General features: G+C 33.9%; 20 protein-coding genes. 18 read left to right on the forward strand and 2 right to left on the reverse strand.

Going from position 1 to position 17,618, the window contains the following annotated elements; translation table 11 throughout:
* Window positions 1-109: 109 nt before the first annotated feature.
* From ACE94K_RS04010 to ACE94K_RS04035, 6 genes are all read left to right on the forward strand, one after another.
* A complete protein-coding gene (locus tag ACE94K_RS04010; RefSeq protein WP_378184214.1) occupies window positions 110-970 on the forward strand; it encodes a DUF6427 family protein in 861 nt (286 codons plus the stop codon).
* Window positions 928-1,611, forward strand: coding sequence for a hypothetical protein (locus tag ACE94K_RS04015; RefSeq protein WP_378180282.1), 684 nt, complete (start codon window positions 928-930; stop codon window positions 1,609-1,611). The genes ACE94K_RS04010 and ACE94K_RS04015 overlap by 43 nt, the downstream gene beginning before the upstream one ends.
* A 17-nt stretch (window positions 1,612-1,628) precedes the next feature.
* Window positions 1,629-2,621 (forward strand): DNA adenine methylase, encoded by a 993-nt coding sequence (locus ACE94K_RS04020; protein WP_378180285.1) that lies wholly within the window; start codon window positions 1,629-1,631, stop codon window positions 2,619-2,621.
* A 5-nt stretch (window positions 2,622-2,626) separates the two neighbouring features.
* Window positions 2,627-3,235, forward strand: coding sequence for a DUF4254 domain-containing protein (locus ACE94K_RS04025; protein ID WP_378180288.1), 609 nt, complete (start codon window positions 2,627-2,629; stop codon window positions 3,233-3,235).
* Between the two features lie 5 nt (window positions 3,236-3,240).
* Entirely contained in the window at window positions 3,241-4,317 is a 1,077-nt protein-coding gene (locus ACE94K_RS04030; protein ID WP_378180291.1) for a glycosyltransferase family 9 protein, read from the forward strand.
* 69 nt (window positions 4,318-4,386) lie between these two features.
* Window positions 4,387-4,776 carry a hypothetical protein gene (locus ACE94K_RS04035; RefSeq protein ID WP_378180294.1) on the forward strand — a complete coding sequence of 130 codons (390 nt, stop codon included), beginning with the start codon at window positions 4,387-4,389 and terminating at the stop codon, window positions 4,774-4,776.
* Window positions 4,777-4,865: 89 nt separating this feature from the next.
* On the opposite strand, the gene ACE94K_RS04040 is transcribed toward ACE94K_RS04035, so the two are convergent.
* Window positions 4,866-5,918 (reverse strand): 2Fe-2S iron-sulfur cluster-binding protein, encoded by a 1,053-nt coding sequence (locus tag ACE94K_RS04040; RefSeq protein ID WP_378180297.1) that lies wholly within the window; start codon window positions 5,916-5,918, stop codon window positions 4,866-4,868.
* 243 nt (window positions 5,919-6,161) lie between these two features.
* Between ACE94K_RS04040 and ACE94K_RS04045 the strand changes: the two genes are divergently transcribed.
* Together ACE94K_RS04045 and ACE94K_RS04050 are read left to right on the forward strand one after the other, a co-directional pair.
* Window positions 6,162-7,637: a DUF5687 family protein gene (locus ACE94K_RS04045; RefSeq protein WP_378180300.1), complete on the forward strand. Its 1,476-nt coding sequence runs from the start codon at window positions 6,162-6,164 to the stop codon at window positions 7,635-7,637.
* A gap of 5 nt (window positions 7,638-7,642) precedes the next feature.
* Entirely contained in the window at window positions 7,643-8,338 is a 696-nt protein-coding gene (locus ACE94K_RS04050) for an ABC transporter ATP-binding protein (protein WP_378180303.1), read from the forward strand.
* Window positions 8,339-8,348: 10 nt separating this feature from the next.
* On the opposite strand, the gene ACE94K_RS04055 is transcribed toward ACE94K_RS04050, so the two are convergent.
* The gene (locus tag ACE94K_RS04055) at window positions 8,349-9,011 is read right to left on the reverse strand and encodes a hypothetical protein (RefSeq protein WP_378180306.1); all 663 of its coding nucleotides are present in this window, start codon (window positions 9,009-9,011) and stop codon (window positions 8,349-8,351) included.
* Window positions 9,012-9,323: 312 nt separating this feature from the next.
* On the opposite strand from ACE94K_RS04055, the gene ACE94K_RS04060 reads away from it, so the two are divergent.
* The 10 genes from ACE94K_RS04060 (at window position 9,324) to ACE94K_RS04105 (ending at window position 17,592) form a co-directional block, all read left to right on the forward strand.
* Entirely contained in the window at window positions 9,324-11,948 is a 2,625-nt protein-coding gene (locus ACE94K_RS04060; protein WP_378180308.1) for a hypothetical protein, read from the forward strand.
* A 22-nt stretch (window positions 11,949-11,970) separates the two neighbouring features.
* Entirely contained in the window at window positions 11,971-12,405 is a 435-nt protein-coding gene (locus ACE94K_RS04065) for a polymer-forming cytoskeletal protein (protein ID WP_378180311.1), read from the forward strand.
* Window positions 12,362-12,604 (forward strand): AtpZ/AtpI family protein, encoded by a 243-nt coding sequence (locus ACE94K_RS04070; protein ID WP_378180314.1) that lies wholly within the window; start codon window positions 12,362-12,364, stop codon window positions 12,602-12,604. Before ACE94K_RS04065 ends, ACE94K_RS04070 begins: the two co-directional genes overlap by 44 nt.
* A gap of 33 nt (window positions 12,605-12,637) precedes the next feature.
* On the forward strand, window positions 12,638-13,015 hold the full coding sequence (locus tag ACE94K_RS04075) for a DUF6168 family protein (RefSeq protein ID WP_378180317.1): 378 nt from the start codon (window positions 12,638-12,640) through the stop codon (window positions 13,013-13,015).
* Between the two features lie 122 nt (window positions 13,016-13,137).
* The gene (gene atpB, locus ACE94K_RS04080; RefSeq protein ID WP_378180320.1) at window positions 13,138-14,214 is read left to right on the forward strand and encodes a F0F1 ATP synthase subunit A; all 1,077 of its coding nucleotides are present in this window, start codon (window positions 13,138-13,140) and stop codon (window positions 14,212-14,214) included.
* A 39-nt stretch (window positions 14,215-14,253) separates the two neighbouring features.
* Window positions 14,254-14,445 (forward strand): ATP synthase F0 subunit C, encoded by a 192-nt coding sequence (gene atpE / locus ACE94K_RS04085; protein WP_027394417.1) that lies wholly within the window; start codon window positions 14,254-14,256, stop codon window positions 14,443-14,445.
* 83 nt (window positions 14,446-14,528) lie between these two features.
* Window positions 14,529-15,029: a F0F1 ATP synthase subunit B gene (locus ACE94K_RS04090; protein WP_378180324.1), complete on the forward strand. Its 501-nt coding sequence runs from the start codon at window positions 14,529-14,531 to the stop codon at window positions 15,027-15,029.
* Between the two features lie 7 nt (window positions 15,030-15,036).
* On the forward strand, window positions 15,037-15,564 hold the full coding sequence (gene atpH / locus ACE94K_RS04095; protein WP_378180327.1) for an ATP synthase F1 subunit delta: 528 nt from the start codon (window positions 15,037-15,039) through the stop codon (window positions 15,562-15,564).
* A 74-nt stretch (window positions 15,565-15,638) separates the two neighbouring features.
* On the forward strand, window positions 15,639-17,216 hold the full coding sequence (atpA, locus tag ACE94K_RS04100; protein WP_378180330.1) for a F0F1 ATP synthase subunit alpha: 1,578 nt from the start codon (window positions 15,639-15,641) through the stop codon (window positions 17,214-17,216).
* A gap of 34 nt (window positions 17,217-17,250) precedes the next feature.
* On the forward strand, window positions 17,251-17,592 hold the full coding sequence (locus ACE94K_RS04105) for a four helix bundle protein (RefSeq protein ID WP_378180333.1): 342 nt from the start codon (window positions 17,251-17,253) through the stop codon (window positions 17,590-17,592).
* Window positions 17,593-17,618: the final 26 nt, after the last annotated feature.

Raw genomic sequence — 17,618 nt, forward strand, 5'->3', positions numbered from 1 at the left:
ATTTGAAAACAATAATATATTGTTTGATGCAAAAATATAAAAAATCCTAGTGTTATCAAGCTTTTTTAGTAAATCAAAACCAATTAATTTTATAATCATTGCGTTATATATGTTTGTGCTTTTTACAATAGCACATTACAAAAATGGTTTTAGTCTAGATTATCATACTATTTTTTTGTTCTTAGTAGGCTTAATAGCTTACATTCTAGCAATGCTTATATTGAATTGGTCCACCCAAAAAAATGATCTTACTCAGAAAAGCACTAATACGATACTACTATTTGCATTTATCACTGCTGTAATTCCTAATTCACTTGTCAATACAAATATTTTATTGTCAAACCTATTTGTTATTTTAGGAATAAGAAGTGTATTAAGCTTAAGGAATGGAAAGTATGTTAAGTCTAATATTTTAGACGCTTCTTTATGCATTGGACTTGCATCTTTAGCATATTTTTGGAGTATTGGCTTTATTACGATCGTTTTTATAGGGATATTATATTTTGAACCTAAAAACTACAGGAACTGGATTATTCCCATAGTTGGGTTAACCGCAGTCTACGTGCTTTCCAACTGCTTTACCTTACTCTTCTATGATTCATTTTTTGCGATTACCGACTATGTCAAGCCGGTTTCATTTTCTTTCGATGGATATTCAAGTAAAGCTAGTGTTTTTTCAATTGGGGTTTTAGTAATCTGTACGCTGTTCTTTTTTACCATATACTTGTTAAAGTTTAAAAGAAAACCCACAAAGGCAAAACCAGTTTTAAATCTAGTTATTTTGCAACTTTTAATTGCAATTGCCTTGGTCATTATAGTACCAGATAAAAATACTGCAGAAATGATTTTTATAGCTGGCCCATTGGCAATAATAGGAACTACCTATGTAGAAATGGACCAAGGTAAATTACTACAAGAAATTAATCTTTGGATATTTCTCTTACTTCCATTTATGACTTTGTTGTTTTGATCATACCTTATTTATCTACCATAGAAACAGAGCTTCAGCATCGATTATCATATAAGTATATCTGGTACAGAAAACAGAATGATGTGTGGGATGGTTATAGTAACTTCATATATTCAACCATAGAATGGAAGGATTTGATACCCAAAATTACAGAGGCTATTGAGAAGTTTAAAGTTGATAGAAAAGAGTTTTTTTACTATGCCATTAATAGATGGTATAACTATTGGAGCTCATTGGCAATAGAGCTGATATTTGCAAATTTAAATGGGGTTATTCCTGCTAAAAATAAGAAGAACAGATTAGTAGATTTTTCTTTATTTGGAGAGAAATTCGATCATAAAACCAGCATATTTCCTAAGGGTTTTAAAAACTCTCTAGCGTATGCTCAAAAAAACCCCAAAGAGCTTATTCATTGGCTGTACAGCAATCAAAGTCAGCAACAAAGAAAACATTTGGAGAACAGAATGTTTGTTATTGTTCATGCTAGTGACGGAGAGCATTGGAAATTAAAAGCACAAATTTCTTGGCTCAAAGATGTAATTTCGGCATATGTTGCTACATTTGATGATTCAAAATTATTTAGATTGCAACTACAACCCTATAAAGTTACCAAAGCTGGTCTGATCTGGGCTGTTAAATAAAGCTATCTCATATATAAATGAACTACATAGGATCAAAATATAAGCTTTCTGATTTCATTAAAACTACCGTAGAAGCAACTGTCAAGGGTTCATTAAAAAACAAAGTGTTTTGTGATCTTTTTGCAGGAACAGGTATAGTAGGGAGAAGTTTTAAGAATTCTGTTAACCAAGTAATATCCAATGATTTAGAGTATTATAGTTATGTGTTAAATCGAAACTATATTGGAAACCATACATTTATTGACGTTTCAGATTACATTACAGAATTAAACCAACTAGAAGGAAAAAAAGGCTTTGTCTATAGAAATTATTGTTTAGGAGGCTCTGATCGTCAGTATTTCAGTAATCCAAATGGATGTAAAATAGACGCGGTTAGAATGCAGATAGAGAAATGGAAAATATCAAAACAGATTAATGAGGATTTATACTTTTTTTTACTGACATCTTTGTTAGAAAGTGCAGATAAAGTTGCTAATACAGCTTCGGTATACGGAGCATATCTTAAAAAATTAAAAAAAACAGCACAAAAGGAATTAAATATTGTTCCGGCAAATTTTGACATTACCAGAAACAAACATAAAGTACACAATAGAGATAGTAATGCCTTAATTAAAGAAATAGAAGGAGATATTTTATACCTTGACCCACCATATAATGCCAGGCAGTATGGAGCAAATTATCACGTGCTAAATACTATCGCAAAATATGATACCTTTGTACCAGCGGGTAAAACAGGTTTACGACCTTATAAAAGATCAAATTATTGTAAAAAAGGAGAGGTATTAATCGTATTTGAAGAGCTGATTAAAAACTCAAAATTCAATTATGTTTTTCTCAGTTATAATAATGAGGGATTAATGACAGAAGAGGAAATAAGAAAAATTATGCAGCGGTATGGAAAGTATGATCTGGCCACAATAGCTTATCAAAGATTTAAAGCTGATAAAACCGAAAATAGGAACCATAAAGCAACGACAACAACAGAATATTTACACATCTTAGAAAAATAGAAACAATGTTTACAGATAAAGCGAACAAGATTTTTAAAGAAGTTATAGACAGGTATCATATAATTGATCGTGTAGATCAGGAGTTTACTAATCCATATGATAGTAAATCACAACAGATTGAACATTTATTATATCGTAAATGCTGGATTGATACCGTACAATGGCATTATGAAGATATCATTAGAGATCCTGAAATTGATCCTGTAGCTGCTTTAGAGTTAAAAAGAAAGATTGATGCTTCTAATCAAGATCGAACGGATATGGTAGAGTATATAGATAGTTACTTTTTAGAGAAATATAAGGATGTGATTCCTAAAGAAAATGCTACGATAAATACTGAAAGTCCTGCATGGGGAATAGACAGACTGTCAATATTAGCCTTGAAGGTATATCATATGCACGAAGAAACCGTGAGGGATGGAGCATCTGACACCCATAAAGCCGCTTGCCAAAAGAAATACAATGTATTACTAGAGCAACAGGTTGACCTTTCTACTGCGATAGATACGCTATTAAAGGATATCGAAAATGGAGATAAATACATGAAAGTCTATAAACAGATGAAGATGTATAATGATGATGAATTGAATCCGGTTTTACGAGGAGAGAAATAATTTTTTTGAGTAAAGACGAGAACATAATAAAAAATAACAAAGCCCTTAAAAAGGGCTTTGATGCTCATATATTGGTGATTCGTTTATCAGCAATGGGTGATGTAGCGATGACTGTACCGGTATTACGTACTTTTAGAGCAACATATCCCAATGTTAAAATAACGGTATTGACCAGAAAGTTTTTTGAACCTATTTTTTACGATATTGAAAATCTGGAAGTTTACTACGCAGATGTAGATGGTAAGCATAAAGGAATTTTTGGGTTATCAAAACTTTCTAAAGAATTAAGAGCACTTGGAATAACAGCTGTTGCAGATCTTCATAATGTGTTACGATCTAATATATTGAAGAGGCTTTTCGGGTTTCGCAGAATCAAAGTCGTACAAATAGACAAAGGGAGGTTAGAGAAAAAAGCATTAACGCGACCAGGAAACAAAGAATTCAAACAATTAAAAACTACCCATCAAAGATATGCAGACGTTTTTACGGAACTAGGATATCCAATTAACTTAAAGAGTCATTCATTTCCTGAAAAAGTAACATTAACTCCTGAAATTTTAAAAATAACCAAGAACTCTACCAAGAAATGGTTAGGAATTGCACCTTTTGCTCAGTATCAAAGTAAAGTATATCCCTTAGAATTAATGGTTGAGGTTATCGAGAGGCTTGATAGTAATGACATTTATGAAATATTTCTTTTTGGAGGGGGCAAAAAAGAAATAGATCTGCTCAATAATATTGATAGTAAATATAAAAATGTAATCAATGTCGCAGGTAAGCTATCTTTTGAAGACGAATTGAAACTTATTGGCAATCTCGATGCTATGTTGTCGATGGATAGTGGTAATGCGCATCTGGCTGCTATGTATGGAGTGCCCACTATCACACTTTGGGGAGTTACTCATCCGTTTGCTGGATTTATGCCTTTTGGACAACCTATGGAACGAGCAATTTTACCAAATCTGGCAAAATATGAACAAATTCCTACATCAATCTATGGAAATAAAGTACCTGCCGGATACGAAAAGGTGATGTATACGATTAAACCAGAGACTGTGATCGAAGCTATAAATAAACTGTAATTATAGTCAGAATTTTTAATAATGCAAGTCAAAATTAAGTGTTTATTTACGTTTCTAACGCTGATATTATTGGGATGTAAAGAAGATACGGTAAATGGCGTAGTTATTGGACACACATTGCTTGTTCACCAGACCCTTAAGGAGAATAGAGAGCTTAAAGAGTTAATATTAAACTCTTTAAATAAAGAAGAAAATGCTATTCTTGATTTAAAAGATTTTTGGTGTGGAGGCGGAGCAGGATGCTATGATTTAGGATATATAATTACTCAAATCATATATAGATTAGGAGAGGATTATTTTGTAGAATTAATGTCTAACCTATGCGAAGACCAAGTAAAGGATTTAGAATTTCTAATATACGCCGGACTTGAATACGGAGATAATAATTATGATGGAAAAATGGATGACAAGAGGTTAGAAAATGAATTTCCAAAACTCTATAATTTACTGAATATTTAAGTGTTGTAAAGTTTTTCTTTAAGGATTTTTTTAATAGAGGCTGAAATCTATTTTTGAAAAGAGTATTAGTTTTTCTAATTTACTAACTACTAAACATCATCAAAATCTACCCTAATTACAGATGAGGTAGGATGCGCCTGACAAGCAAGTACCAAACCTTCAGCAAGTTCTCCATCTGTAAGGATGCTATTTTTTTCCATGACAGCCGTACCTTCGGTAATCTTGCAGATACACGAACTACAAACCCCACCTTGACAAGAATACGGAGCATCAATATCCTCTTCTAAAGCAGCATCAAGAATTGTTTTTTTCTGATCCATCACAAATTTGAATTCTTCATCATCCACGAGGATAGAAATAGTAGTTTTTCCTTCTAAATCGGCATCGATTTCGGTGGCTTCTGTACTACTGGTAAAAAGCTCAAAATGTATTTTTTCTTTAGAAGTGCCATTTTCAGTCAAAACATTCGTAACCGTATTGATCATTTCTTCTGGCCCACATAGGTAAAAAGCTTCAAAAGCGGTGTCCTTAAATTTATTTTTTGTGATATAGTTGATGGTAGATTTTTCTATTCTTCCAAAACGAGCGCCATCTTCCTTACTTCGGCTATAGAAAAACTCTATAAATAATCTTTCAGGATGTTGTGCCTGTAATTCGAGAAGCTCTTTAAAAAATATGGTTTCTGTGGGAGTTTGATTTCCGTATACTAAAACAAATGTACTATTTGGCTCTTCCTCCAGCACAGTTTTGATCATACTCATCACAGGGGTAATACCGCTTCCCGCTGCAAATGCGGCATACGTATTTGATGCTGTTGGATTGGCTTTCAATAGAAAGTTTCCTTCCGGAGTATGAATATCCAAAGTATCACCTACTTTTAGTTTATTGTTTGCTATTGCAGAAAAAGTTCCTCCTTCTACCTCTTTGACCGCTACACGAAGTGATCCACTACCCACAGAGCTGCAGATAGAGTAGGCCCTTCTTATTTCTTTGCCGCCAACTTCGGTTTTAATGGTTATATATTGACCGGCAATGAACGCATAGTCTTTTTTTAATTCTGACGGAACATCAAATTCTATAGAAACTGCTTTGGGGGTTTCTCTTGTAATGTTTTTTATAGTAAGTGTATGAAAATCTGACATAGCAATGTGATAAACTTTAGACTGAACGCTTTAATTTTTAAGGTTTTCAGATAAAATTGTGATTTCTCCTGATTCGTAAGGAATCAAATATTTTTTTGCAAAAATAGCAAAGTAAACTACTTTGGAGAAGATTAAACGACTATAATTGAAGGCTTAAAAAAAATAATTTGTAACAAAATCTACTTTTTGATTACTAAATAGTGTAGGAAGTTGTTCTTACTTCTTTTCAAAACTATCATAACTATGTTTAAACACTTTATATCCTTACAGTGGAAATCCTTTTGGCGATCAGCTTCGGCATCATCAGGAGTTTGGATGAAAATCTTTATGGGATTTTTAGCCCTTTATTTTATTGGGATGATGACTTTAGGTGGCTGGGGAGTTTATAAATATATTAATAAAGAACTATGTCTCGATCCATTAGAGGTGGTTAGTAGATTTTTGATATACTGGTGGGCATTTGACCTTATTTTTAGATATGCATTACAAAAAATGCCGGTGATCAATATTAAACCATTATTGATTTTACCTTTTAGCAAAAGCAAGATCGTTTCCTTTGCTTTAGGAAAAACCATGTTGTCTTTCTTTAATGTCATACACGCTTTTTTCTTTGTGCCATTTTCAATATTACTTATAATCGATGGAAATGCTCCGGTGCTAAACGTACTACTTTGGAACCTTGGTCTAATTGCTTTGATTTACGCCAATAATTTCTTGAATATATTACTAAACAATAAAGACAACCTTATCTATGCAGTAGCTGGAATAATGTTAATTTTAGGTGGATTACACTATTTTGGATATTTTGATGTTAGTCAATACACAGCGCCATTTTTTCAGGGATTGTATGATTCGAAATTTTTAGTGACTATTCCGGTAGTTGCTGCGATTGCGCTCTATATTGTTGCATTTAAATCTTTCGTAAAGGATTTGTATCTGGATGCAGGATTAGCCACTAAATCTAAAACTGTAAAAACAGAAAATCTCGAATGGTTGGATCGTTTTGGTAAAACTGCAACTTTTCTCAAAAATGATATAAAGCTTATCAAAAGAAATAAAAGAGCAAGGTCTACGGTGATTGTAAGCACGTTGTTTCTTTTTTACGGATTGTTATTCTTTACCGGAGCAGTAGAAGCCTATGAAGGTCCTGTATGGAAAATTTTTGCAGGGATTTTTGTTTCGGGTGGCTTCTTACTAAGTTTTGGACAATTCGTTCCTAGCTGGGATAGTTCGTATTATCCACTAATGATGAGTCAAAACATCAGATACAGAGAATATTTGTCTTCTAAATGGTGGTTGATGGTGATAGCAACTTTTATTTCTACAATACTGGCTTCGGGATATTTATATTTCGGATGGGAAGCATATCTAGCGGTAGTGGTTGGAGCGATTTACAATATGGGCATGAACTCGCACGTGGTATTATGGGCGGGAGCTTATGTAAAAACTCCAATAGATCTTACCAGTAACAAAAAGGCTTTTGGAGATAAGCAATCATTTAATATAAAGACAATGATGTTGTCTTTACCAAAACTTGCTTTACCAATGGTGTTATATGCAGTAGGACATTATGCATATAGTCCTTATGCCGGTTATTTCTTAGTAGCCGTAGCAGGAATTGCTGGTTTTGCATTTAGAAATATGGTATTTGATAAAATCGAAAAAATTTACAGAACAGAGAAATACGCAACGATCTGGGCTTATAAACAAAAAAAATAAAGAAGATGATAGGAATACATAACATCACAAAGACTTATGCGGGTAATACCGTGCTAAATATAGAGCATTTAGAAATACCTAAAGGAGATAGTTTTGGGTTGGTTGGAAACAATGGAGCTGGTAAAACTACATTGTTCAGCGCTTTATTAGACTTAATTAGACCAACGACAGGTCATATAATAAATAGTGGTATCAAGGTGAATGAAAGCGAAGAATGGAAATCTATTACGTCCGCATTTATTGATGAAACATTTTTGATCGGATATCTTACGGCTGAAGAGTATTTTTATTTTATCGGAGAACTTCGTGGTCAGAATAAAGAAGATGTAGATGCTTTGCTGGCTAGGTTTGAAGACTTTTTTCACGGAGAAATTTTAGGACAGAAAAAGTACTTAAGAGACCTCTCAAAAGGAAACCAAAAGAAGGCAGGTATCGTTGCTGCATTAATAGGTAATCCCGAAGTAATCATCCTTGACGAACCATTTGCAAATTTGGATCCTACCACTCAAATCAGACTTAAAAAAATTATTAAAGAACTTGCGGCAGATCCCAATGTTACCGTACTAGTTTCTAGTCACGATTTGATACATGTTACAGAAGTTTGTCAACGTATTGTAGTATTGGATAAGGGAGAGGTAGTAAAAGATCTTGCAACATCTACAGAAACATTAAGAGAGCTTGAAGAGCATTTTAATAAGTAACCAACAGGAGTTAAAGATTTTTTACAATAAATCCTGCTCCAGTGATGAAAATGCCAAACAACAAAAGGGCTAATGCAAGCCCATATTTTTCTATGAAATCATCTAAATAAACTTCATTGATTGCCGGGAAATCTTTGTGTATGTTAATCGAAACTTGTTCGTTAATGACAAAGTCCTTAGAAGATGAAGAGGTTTTTGTTTTACGCACATAAATCTTGTTTTTAAAGTTAAACTGCATTACAGGGGTATACATGGTTTGAGAGATTTTCCCTTGATTATTATCGGTTACAGAAGAATATGAATCATATCGAATGATGGTAGCAATAATTTTTTCAGAGTTTGACAGTGAGTTTAATGTTGTGATTAGATTAAATATTCCTCCTACCAATAAACAAAGTCCAATAAAAGTCATCAGATAATACATAATTTTAGAAACTTTAGAGGTTTTGGCTTGTAATGAGTTTTTGATTTCTCTTTGAAAATTTGATTCCGGTTCAAGTGTAATACGCGTTAACTCTGGATTAGTAATTATTTTTTGAACGACCTTATTAGCATCGTGAAGTGACAGGTCATAGGTGTCCAGAAGGAATTTTATTGCTTCTAATCGTTTATTAGAATCCAAAAAATTCCTTATGATTTCGATATCTGCGACAGAAATTTCTAAGACTCTCATAATGATTAGTGTATCAACATTGAATTGCGAAGATCCACAAAACTATACAGCTATAATACACTGTATTCGGTGATTTTTTGTGTAAGGTACTAAAGGGCAAGATGAATTGAAAAATAGTTCTTCGTTTTGAAAGCTAAATTGTTAACAACTTTGGGAAGTGTCATAAAATAAACGATCTAATGAGAAAAAACTGTTAATAACCTGTTTTTTGCCGAAAGAAATGTATTTTTACATTTCACACAATATTTTTGTGCCGTTTTGATGCACTAAAACGTAAGTTTTTAAGTTATCAGCGTATAAATTATTCGGATTTTGAACAAAAAATTATCACAAATCATTGCCATACTTCTCCTGATAGCAATTGGGTTTAGTTGTTCACGTAAAAAAGATAAATGGACAAACAGAGCTTGGCATGACGTAACAACTAAGAACAATACACTCTATAACGGAAGGGTAGCCTTCGACAAAGGAAAGCAAGAAATCGTTCAAACGTATAAGGACAATTTTTGGGAACTGCTTCCGGTAGAAAGATTGATTGTAAGTGAAGATGTTAGACTACCAGAAGAGGTTTTAAATCAAAACTTTGATAAAGCTGAAGAAAAAGCAGCAAAGGCAATCCAAAAACACAGTATGCTTATCGATGGCCGGGAACGAAACCCCAAAATCGATGAAGCATTTTTGCTTTTAGGAAAAGCCAGATATAACGAACAACGATTTATTCCGGCGTTAGAAGCATTTAATTATATTTTGTATAAATATCCTACCAGTAACAATATCAATCACGCTAAGGTGTGGAGAGCTAAAGCGAATCTTCGATTAGATAATAATGAAAAAGCTGTCGAAGATTTAATGAAGATGGTAGAAGAAGAATATATGGAAGCTCAGGATTATTCGGATGCAGTAGCTATGATTGCCCAGGCCTATATCAACTTGGAACAAAAAGATTCTGCGGTCACATACATTAGTAAAGCTGCTATACATTCTAAAAATAATGAGGAAAAGGGAAGGTATTTGTACATCAAAGGCCAATTACTTAATCAACTTGGATATAAGGATAGTGCAAATTACGCTTTTGATCAGGTTATCGAATTAAACAGAAAAACCCCCAGACGTTATATGTTAAACGCATATATGGCAAAAGCACGGAATTTTGATTACGAGAACGGGAATAAGCAGGAGTTTTTAGAATTACTTACAGATTTAGAAGAAGATAGAGAGAATAGACCTTATCTGGATAAAATTTATAATCAAAAGGCGGTGTATTTTAATACATTAGACTCTATTGATTTGGCAGTAGAATTTTATAATAAATCGTTGAGAACTAACTCAGAAGACAAGTATTTAGAATCACTGAATTATAAAGCGCTGGGGGACATTAGATTTGATAATCAGGAATACGCGATTGCAGGTGCGTATTATGATAGTACATTGGAGCGAATGGTTGTAGATTCCAAAAAATATCGTGTCCTTAAAAAGAAAAGAGTTAATCTGGATGATGTCATTTTGTATGAGGGTATCGCAAAAACCAACGATAGTATTCTTAATGTGGTAGCAATGAGTCCACAAGAAAGACAAGCTTACTATTCAGAATATACAGAGAAGATTAAAGCTGAAGCCATAGCAGCAGAAGAGGCAGCAGAGATTGCCAGAATAAAAGGAGAGCTCCCTACCGAACAACGGTTCAGTAGGTCTAAAACAAGTTTAGCCAACGTTGGTGGTCCAAATTCTAATGAAGGAGGAACATTCTACTTCTATAATCCCACGACAGTAGCATATGGTAAAACAACGTTCAAAAGAATTTATGGGAATAGAGAATTACAAGATAACTGGAGGATTTCAAGCATGACGAATCCTACAGCTGTATCTAATACAGATCAGACAGAAACTGATGAGTATTCTATTGAGACAGATCCTATATTTGATCCACAAACATATATTGCACAACTTCCTACTGACCAGGTGGTTTTAGATAGTTTACAGACAGACAGAAACTTTGCTTATTATCAATTGGGGGTTATCTATAAAGAAAAGTTTCAGGAGTATGGATTAGCTGTCGATAAGTTTGAAGAGCTTTTAAAAAGTAATCCAGAACAACGATTAATTGTTCCTTCAAAATACAATCTCTATAAAATATATCAATTACAAGGGGAGGTTACGAAATCAAACGAATTGAAGCAGGATATTATTAATAACCATGGAGATTCTCGATATGCTAAAATCTTGCAAAACCCTAATGAGGAATTAAAGGACGATAAAAATAGTCCGGAATCTATGTATAATAGATTGTATAAAGACTTCAAAGACCAGAGGTATGCGTCTGTTATTAAAGAAAGTGATGAATTGATTACTAAATTTGGCGGTGAAGACTTTGTGCCGAAATTCGAATTATTAAAGGCTCAGGCGATTGGACGTTATCAAGGGTACGAAGCTTATAAACAGGCATTAAATTATGTGTCTTTAAATTATCCGCAAAGTCCAGAAGGTAAAAAAGCACAATTGATCTATCAAACCACGATTCCTCAAATCCAGAATAGTGATTTTATAGAAGGTTTGGAGCAAGAGAAAAATCACAAACTAGTATATGTATTCTCAAGGTTTGGTGATAACCAAGCTCAAGAATTGAAGGAAAGGCTAGAAGCAATCATAAAAGATCTGAGATACGAAAAAATGAAGGTTTCCTTGGATATTTATACAAAAGATCAACAGTTTGTAGTAGTACATACCAAAAGAGATAAGTTGGGAGCCGAAGGCTTGGCCGAACTTTTAATTCTTGGTAAAATAGAAGATACTCGAGGAGTAGATCTTACAAAATGGAATAGAAAAAAGAAGTACTATGACAAGGTAAATAAAGATTATTTTATAGTCGCTTCACCTAATTATAGAATTATTCAGATTCATAAGAATCTGGATATGTATTTACAACCTAAATCAGAATAATAATTTTAATCCCCCCGTAATTATGTTTTCAGACAACAAAAAAGGAAAAGATCAAGCATTAACAGATTTTTCCAGAAACCAAAACAAAATTTCAGAAGGAACTAAAATTGTCGGAGATATTATCTCAGAAGGCGGTTTTAGAGTAGAAGGCACTATAGAAGGCACTTTTAAGACTACAGGGAAAGTCGTGGTCGGAAAATCTGGTTATATACAAGGAACTTTAGAATGTTCTGATGCCGATTTTGAAGGAAAATTTTCAGGGAACTTACAAATTTCTGGAACTTTATCTCTAAAACCAACGGCACATATAGAAGGAGAAGTATCTGTTGGGAAATTAGCTGTAGAGCCGGGAGCAACGTTTAACGCATCTTGTATTATGAAGGGCGGGGTAAAATCTCTTGGAGGTAAGCAAGATGGACAAAAACAAGGACAACAAGGGCAAGGGAAATCAGCTTAGAAAGTACCTGGCACTAACCGGAATAGCCTTCGAAATGGGAGGTATCATATTTGTCTGTGCCTATGCAGGTAAAAAGCTGGATGCATACTATGCGCTAGAAAAGAATTGGTTTACGATGGGGCTGGTTCTTTTTGGTGTGGCTTCCTCATTATACTTGGTCCTAAAACAATTAGATCGAATAAATAACCCTAAAAAATAATCTACTTAGCACTTGTTATCTCGTTAATTATTCATGATCAAAAACTTATTTCGTTTTCTAGCGTTTTTTCTAATCGTATTGTTAGGAATTTATATAATTCATAAATGGGCGATAGATTTTTTTTCTTTTCATAGTAATGATGCCATAGTTAGTCTCTCTTATATTTTTAACGCATCTTACACCTTATTGTTAGTTACTATGATTGCGGTAATCAGTAAGAAATTTAAAGATCAGATAGGATTTATTTTTTTGGCGGGTAGTTTTATCAAGCTTGGTGTTTTTGTCGCTATCACAAAGCTAAGTGACATCGAGATGGATAAAAGCGTTTTTCTAGACTTTTTTACTCCTTACGTGATTAGTTTGGTATTAGAAGTTTATTATGTCGCTAAAATCTTAAACAATATTAAATAACTGATAATCAATAGTTTATTTATTTCATAATTATATTAAACTTATTTACGTAAAATAGTTTAAGAATCTAACTTAATTATGTACATTTGCACCGAAATTTAGGAACCGAAATCTGACCTAGAATGCAAAAAATTAGTGTAGTTAGAATTTTTATGACTTTGGCCTTGATTCTCACTTCTTTGAATCTGGTTGCAAAAGATACTGAAAAAGTAGAAAAAGGAGGAAAGGTTAACACTCCTAAGGAGATAGACGAGTATAAAGATCATCACCTTTTAGATTCACATGATTTTACACTTTGGTCCGATGGTGAAAAAGGAACACACGTTGGTTTTCCACTTCCTGTCATTTTATGGGATGATGGATTAAAGGTGTTCTCTTCTTCAAAATTTCATCACGGAGAAACCGTTGCAGAGGTTGACGGAAATTATTACAAGTTATATCATTCCAAAATATATAAAACGGATGCGGAAGGAACTATCAATTACGATGAAGACCAGCATCCAACAAACCCAAAACCTTTAGATTTTTCAATTACCAAAAACGTAGTGAGTATGATATTTATAGCGATACTCATGTTTTTCATGTTTAGAGGTTTGGCTAAATCATATAAAAAGAACAACGGTATCCCAACGGGATTAGGCCGTTTCTTAGAGCCTTTAGTGGTGTTTGTAAGAGATGAGATCGCGATTCCTAATATAGGAAAAAAGCACTATGGTAAATATATGAGCTTTTTGCTAACCACATTTTTCTTTATTTGGTTATTAAATTTATTAGGGATGACTCCATTAGCACCTAATGTAACCGGAAATATTTCAGTAACGTTTGGTTTAGCATTATTAACATTTTTAATAACAAATATTTCAGCTAACAAGAACTACTGGGGACATATTTTTTGGATGCCAGGTGTGCCAACGTTTATGAAAATAGTGTTAGCACCGATTGAATTGTTGGGTGTTTTTATCAAACCATTCTCACTAATGATCCGTTTATACGCAAACATGACTGCAGGTCACGTAGTGATTATGAGTATTATAGGAATGATGTTCTTATTTAAGAATTGGATTGGAAGTCCCTTATCTTTTGGTTTAGCATTTGCGTTATCGATATTGGAGTTATTGGTAGCTGCATTACAAGCATATATATTTACGATGTTGTCTGCGCTGTATTTCGGTATGGCTAATGAAGAGGCACATCATTAACGATAATTATAATTGTTTAATTTTTTTTAATTCTTTACTATGGAAGGTTTAAATTATGTAGGAGCTGGTTTGATTGTTATCGGTGCTGGTTTAGGTATTGGTAGAATCGGTGGACAGGCAATGGAAGCTATTGCTCGTCAACCAGAAGCTTCAGGAAAGATCCAAACTGCTATGCTTATTGCAGCAGCACTTATTGAAGGTATTGGATTTGCTGCATTATTCGCAGCGTAATTTACAAGTAATAGCTGTAACGGTTGGTTGCAGCTATTACTAAGTTTTAAAATTAAACATTAAAGAAAGCAACATAATCAATTATGGAGAAGTTAATAAATGATTTTTCATTCGGTCTGTTTTTTTGGCAGGTAATTTTATTTGTAGGATTACTGTTATTATTAAGAAAATTTGCTTGGAAACCTATTCTTGAAGCGGTTAATAATCGTGAGGAAGGCATCAAAAATGCATTAGAATCTGCAGAGGCAGCTAGAAAAGAAATGCAAAATCTTCAGGCTGATAATGAGCGTATCCTAAATGAAGCTCGTGCAGAAAGAGATGGAATGCTTAAAGAAGCAAGACAGCTTAAAGAGAATATGATAGCAGAAGCAAAAGCTGAAGCACAGACAGAGGCTGATAAAATTGTAGCACAAGCTCAAGCCACAATCGAGAGTGAAAAGAAAGCAGCGATTGCTGATCTTAAAAGTCAGGTTGCGGGACTTTCTGTAGAGATTGCAGAAAAAGTAGTAAGAAAAGAGTTAGCTGATAAAGACAAGCAACTAGAGTTGGTTAAGTCTATGTTAGGAGATGTTACTTTAAACTAATCATAAAATGAGTAGAGCAGCAATACGTTATGCAAAGGCGGTTTTGAGTTTAGCTCAAGATAAAAATGCCACAGAAGATGTTCAGAAAGATATGCAAGACATTATCGCTACGATAGAGGGTAGTTCTGATCTTAGAATGGTATTAAACAGTCCTTTGATCAAAAGCGAAGTAAAGCTTGCTTCATTGCGTGAGGTTTTCAAAAACACTGGAGATCTTACAAAGAAACTTTTTGATATACTCATCGAAAATAAAAGAATAAATCTTTTAGAGGATGTTGCTAAGCAATATATTGTTTTATTTGATCAGTTAAATAATACTCAGTTAGCAACCGTCACTACAGCAGTTCCTTTAGACAAAGCTTTGAGTACTTTGGTACTGGCTAAGGTCAAAGAATTGACAGGTAATGAGGCTACCATAGAAAATGTGATTGATGAAAGTATTATCGGTGGATTTATTCTTAGAGTAGGAGATTTGCAGTATAATGCAAGCATAGCTAATAAGCTAACAAGTTTAAAAAGAGAGTTGAGTAATTAATAAATTACTTCAATAATATAAATTTAATAATAAGAGAATGAGTAGTTATACTCATTTTTACAAACTATTATAAAATGGCAGAAGTGAATCCTGCTGAAGTATCAGCAATATTAAAACAACAATTATCTGGATTTGAAGCTACGGCTTCGCTAGAAGAAGTAGGTACAGTATTACAGATTGGTGATGGTATCGCCAGAGTATACGGATTGTCTAACGCTCAATATGGAGAATTAGTAGAATTCGAATCTGGACTAGAAGGAATCGTACTGAATCTCGAAGAAGATAATGTTGGGGTAGTACTTTTAGGTTCTTCAACAGAAGTAAAAGAAGGTGTGACTGTAAAACGTACACAAAGAATTGCTTCTATCAATGTTGGAGAAGGAATCGTTGGTCGTGTAGTGGATACTTTAGGTACCCCTATCGATGGTAAAGGTGCGATCGAAGGTGAAACTTTCGAAATGCCATTAGAGCGTAAAGCTCCAGGTGTAGTTTTCCGTCAGCCGGTAAATGAACCATTACAAACAGGAATCAAGTCTATCGATGCAATGGTGCCAATCGGAAGAGGACAGCGTGAGTTGGTAATCGGTGACCGTCAGACTGGTAAAACAACAGTATGTATCGATACAATCCTGAATCAAAAAGAGTTTTATGATGCTGGTGAGCCAGTTTACTGTATCTATGTTGCGATTGGACAGAAAGCATCTACAGTTGCAAATATCGCTAAAGTATTAGAAGACAAAGGAGCACTTGCATATACGACTATTGTTGCGGCTAATGCTTCTGATCCTGCTCCAATGCAGGTATATGCTCCGTTTGCAGGTGCTGCAATTGGTGAGTATTTTCGTGATACAGGTCGTCCTGCATTAATTATCTATGATGATTTATCAAAGCAGGCGGTAGCATATCGTGAGGTATCATTATTATTACGTCGTCCACCAGGACGTGAAGCATATCCTGGAGATGTATTCTATCTTCACTCTAGATTATTAGAGCGTGCTGCAAAAGTAATTGCAGATGATAGTATTGCAAAAGATATGAATGACCTTCCGGATTCTTTAAAAGATAAAGTAAAAGGAGGTGGATCACTTACAGCTTTGCCAATTATCGAAACTCAAGCAGGTGACGTATCCGCTTATATCCCAACAAATGTAATTTCGATTACTGATGGTCAGATATTCTTAACTTCAGATTTATTTAACTCTGGTGTTCGTCCGGCAATTAACGTAGGTATCTCTGTATCTCGTGTAGGAGGATCTGCTCAGATTAAATCAATGAAGAAAGTAGCAGGTACATTAAAACTGGATCAGGCACAGTTCCGTGAATTAGAAGCATTTGCTAAGTTTGGATCTGATCTTGATGCAGCGACGCTAAACGTAATCGAAAAAGGTAAGCGTAATGTAGAGATCTTAAAGCAAGCTCAGAATGATCCATATACCGTAGAAGATCAGATTGCGATTATCTATGCTGGATCTAAGAACTTATTAAGAGACGTTCCTGTAAATAAAATAAAAGAGTTCGAAAGTGACTATATTGAGTACCTTAATGCGAAGCATAGAGATACATTAGACACTTTGAAGGCTGGAAAACTAACAGATGAAGTAACAGACGTATTACTTTCAGCTTGTAAAGAGATTTCAGCAAAATATAAATAATTCAGAATTCTAAATTCAGAATTATGAATTAGGTATGGCTTACAAAAAAAGAAACAATGTAATTGTAGATAAAAGTTTTTATTTCAGTTGTGATATTGTAAATTTTTGTAAGGAATTAAAAAAGAAGAATGAATATGAAATTGCTAGTCAGCTTATAAGGAGTGGCACTAGTATTGGAGCTAATGTAAGAGAATCACAAAGAGGAGTAAGCACCAAGGATTTCAAAAACAAATTAGGAATAGCTTTAAAAGAAGCGGACGAAACATCTTTTTGGCTAGATGTCATTGAGGAAACCACAATGGAGATTCCGAATGATTTAAACAAAAAATGTGAAGAACTAATAAAGCTTCTGGTAAGTATAATTAAAAATTCATAATTCTGAATTCAGAATTCATAATTATA

The organism is Aquimarina besae (assembly GCF_042434905.1).
Taxonomy (GTDB): domain Bacteria; phylum Bacteroidota; class Bacteroidia; order Flavobacteriales; family Flavobacteriaceae; genus Aquimarina.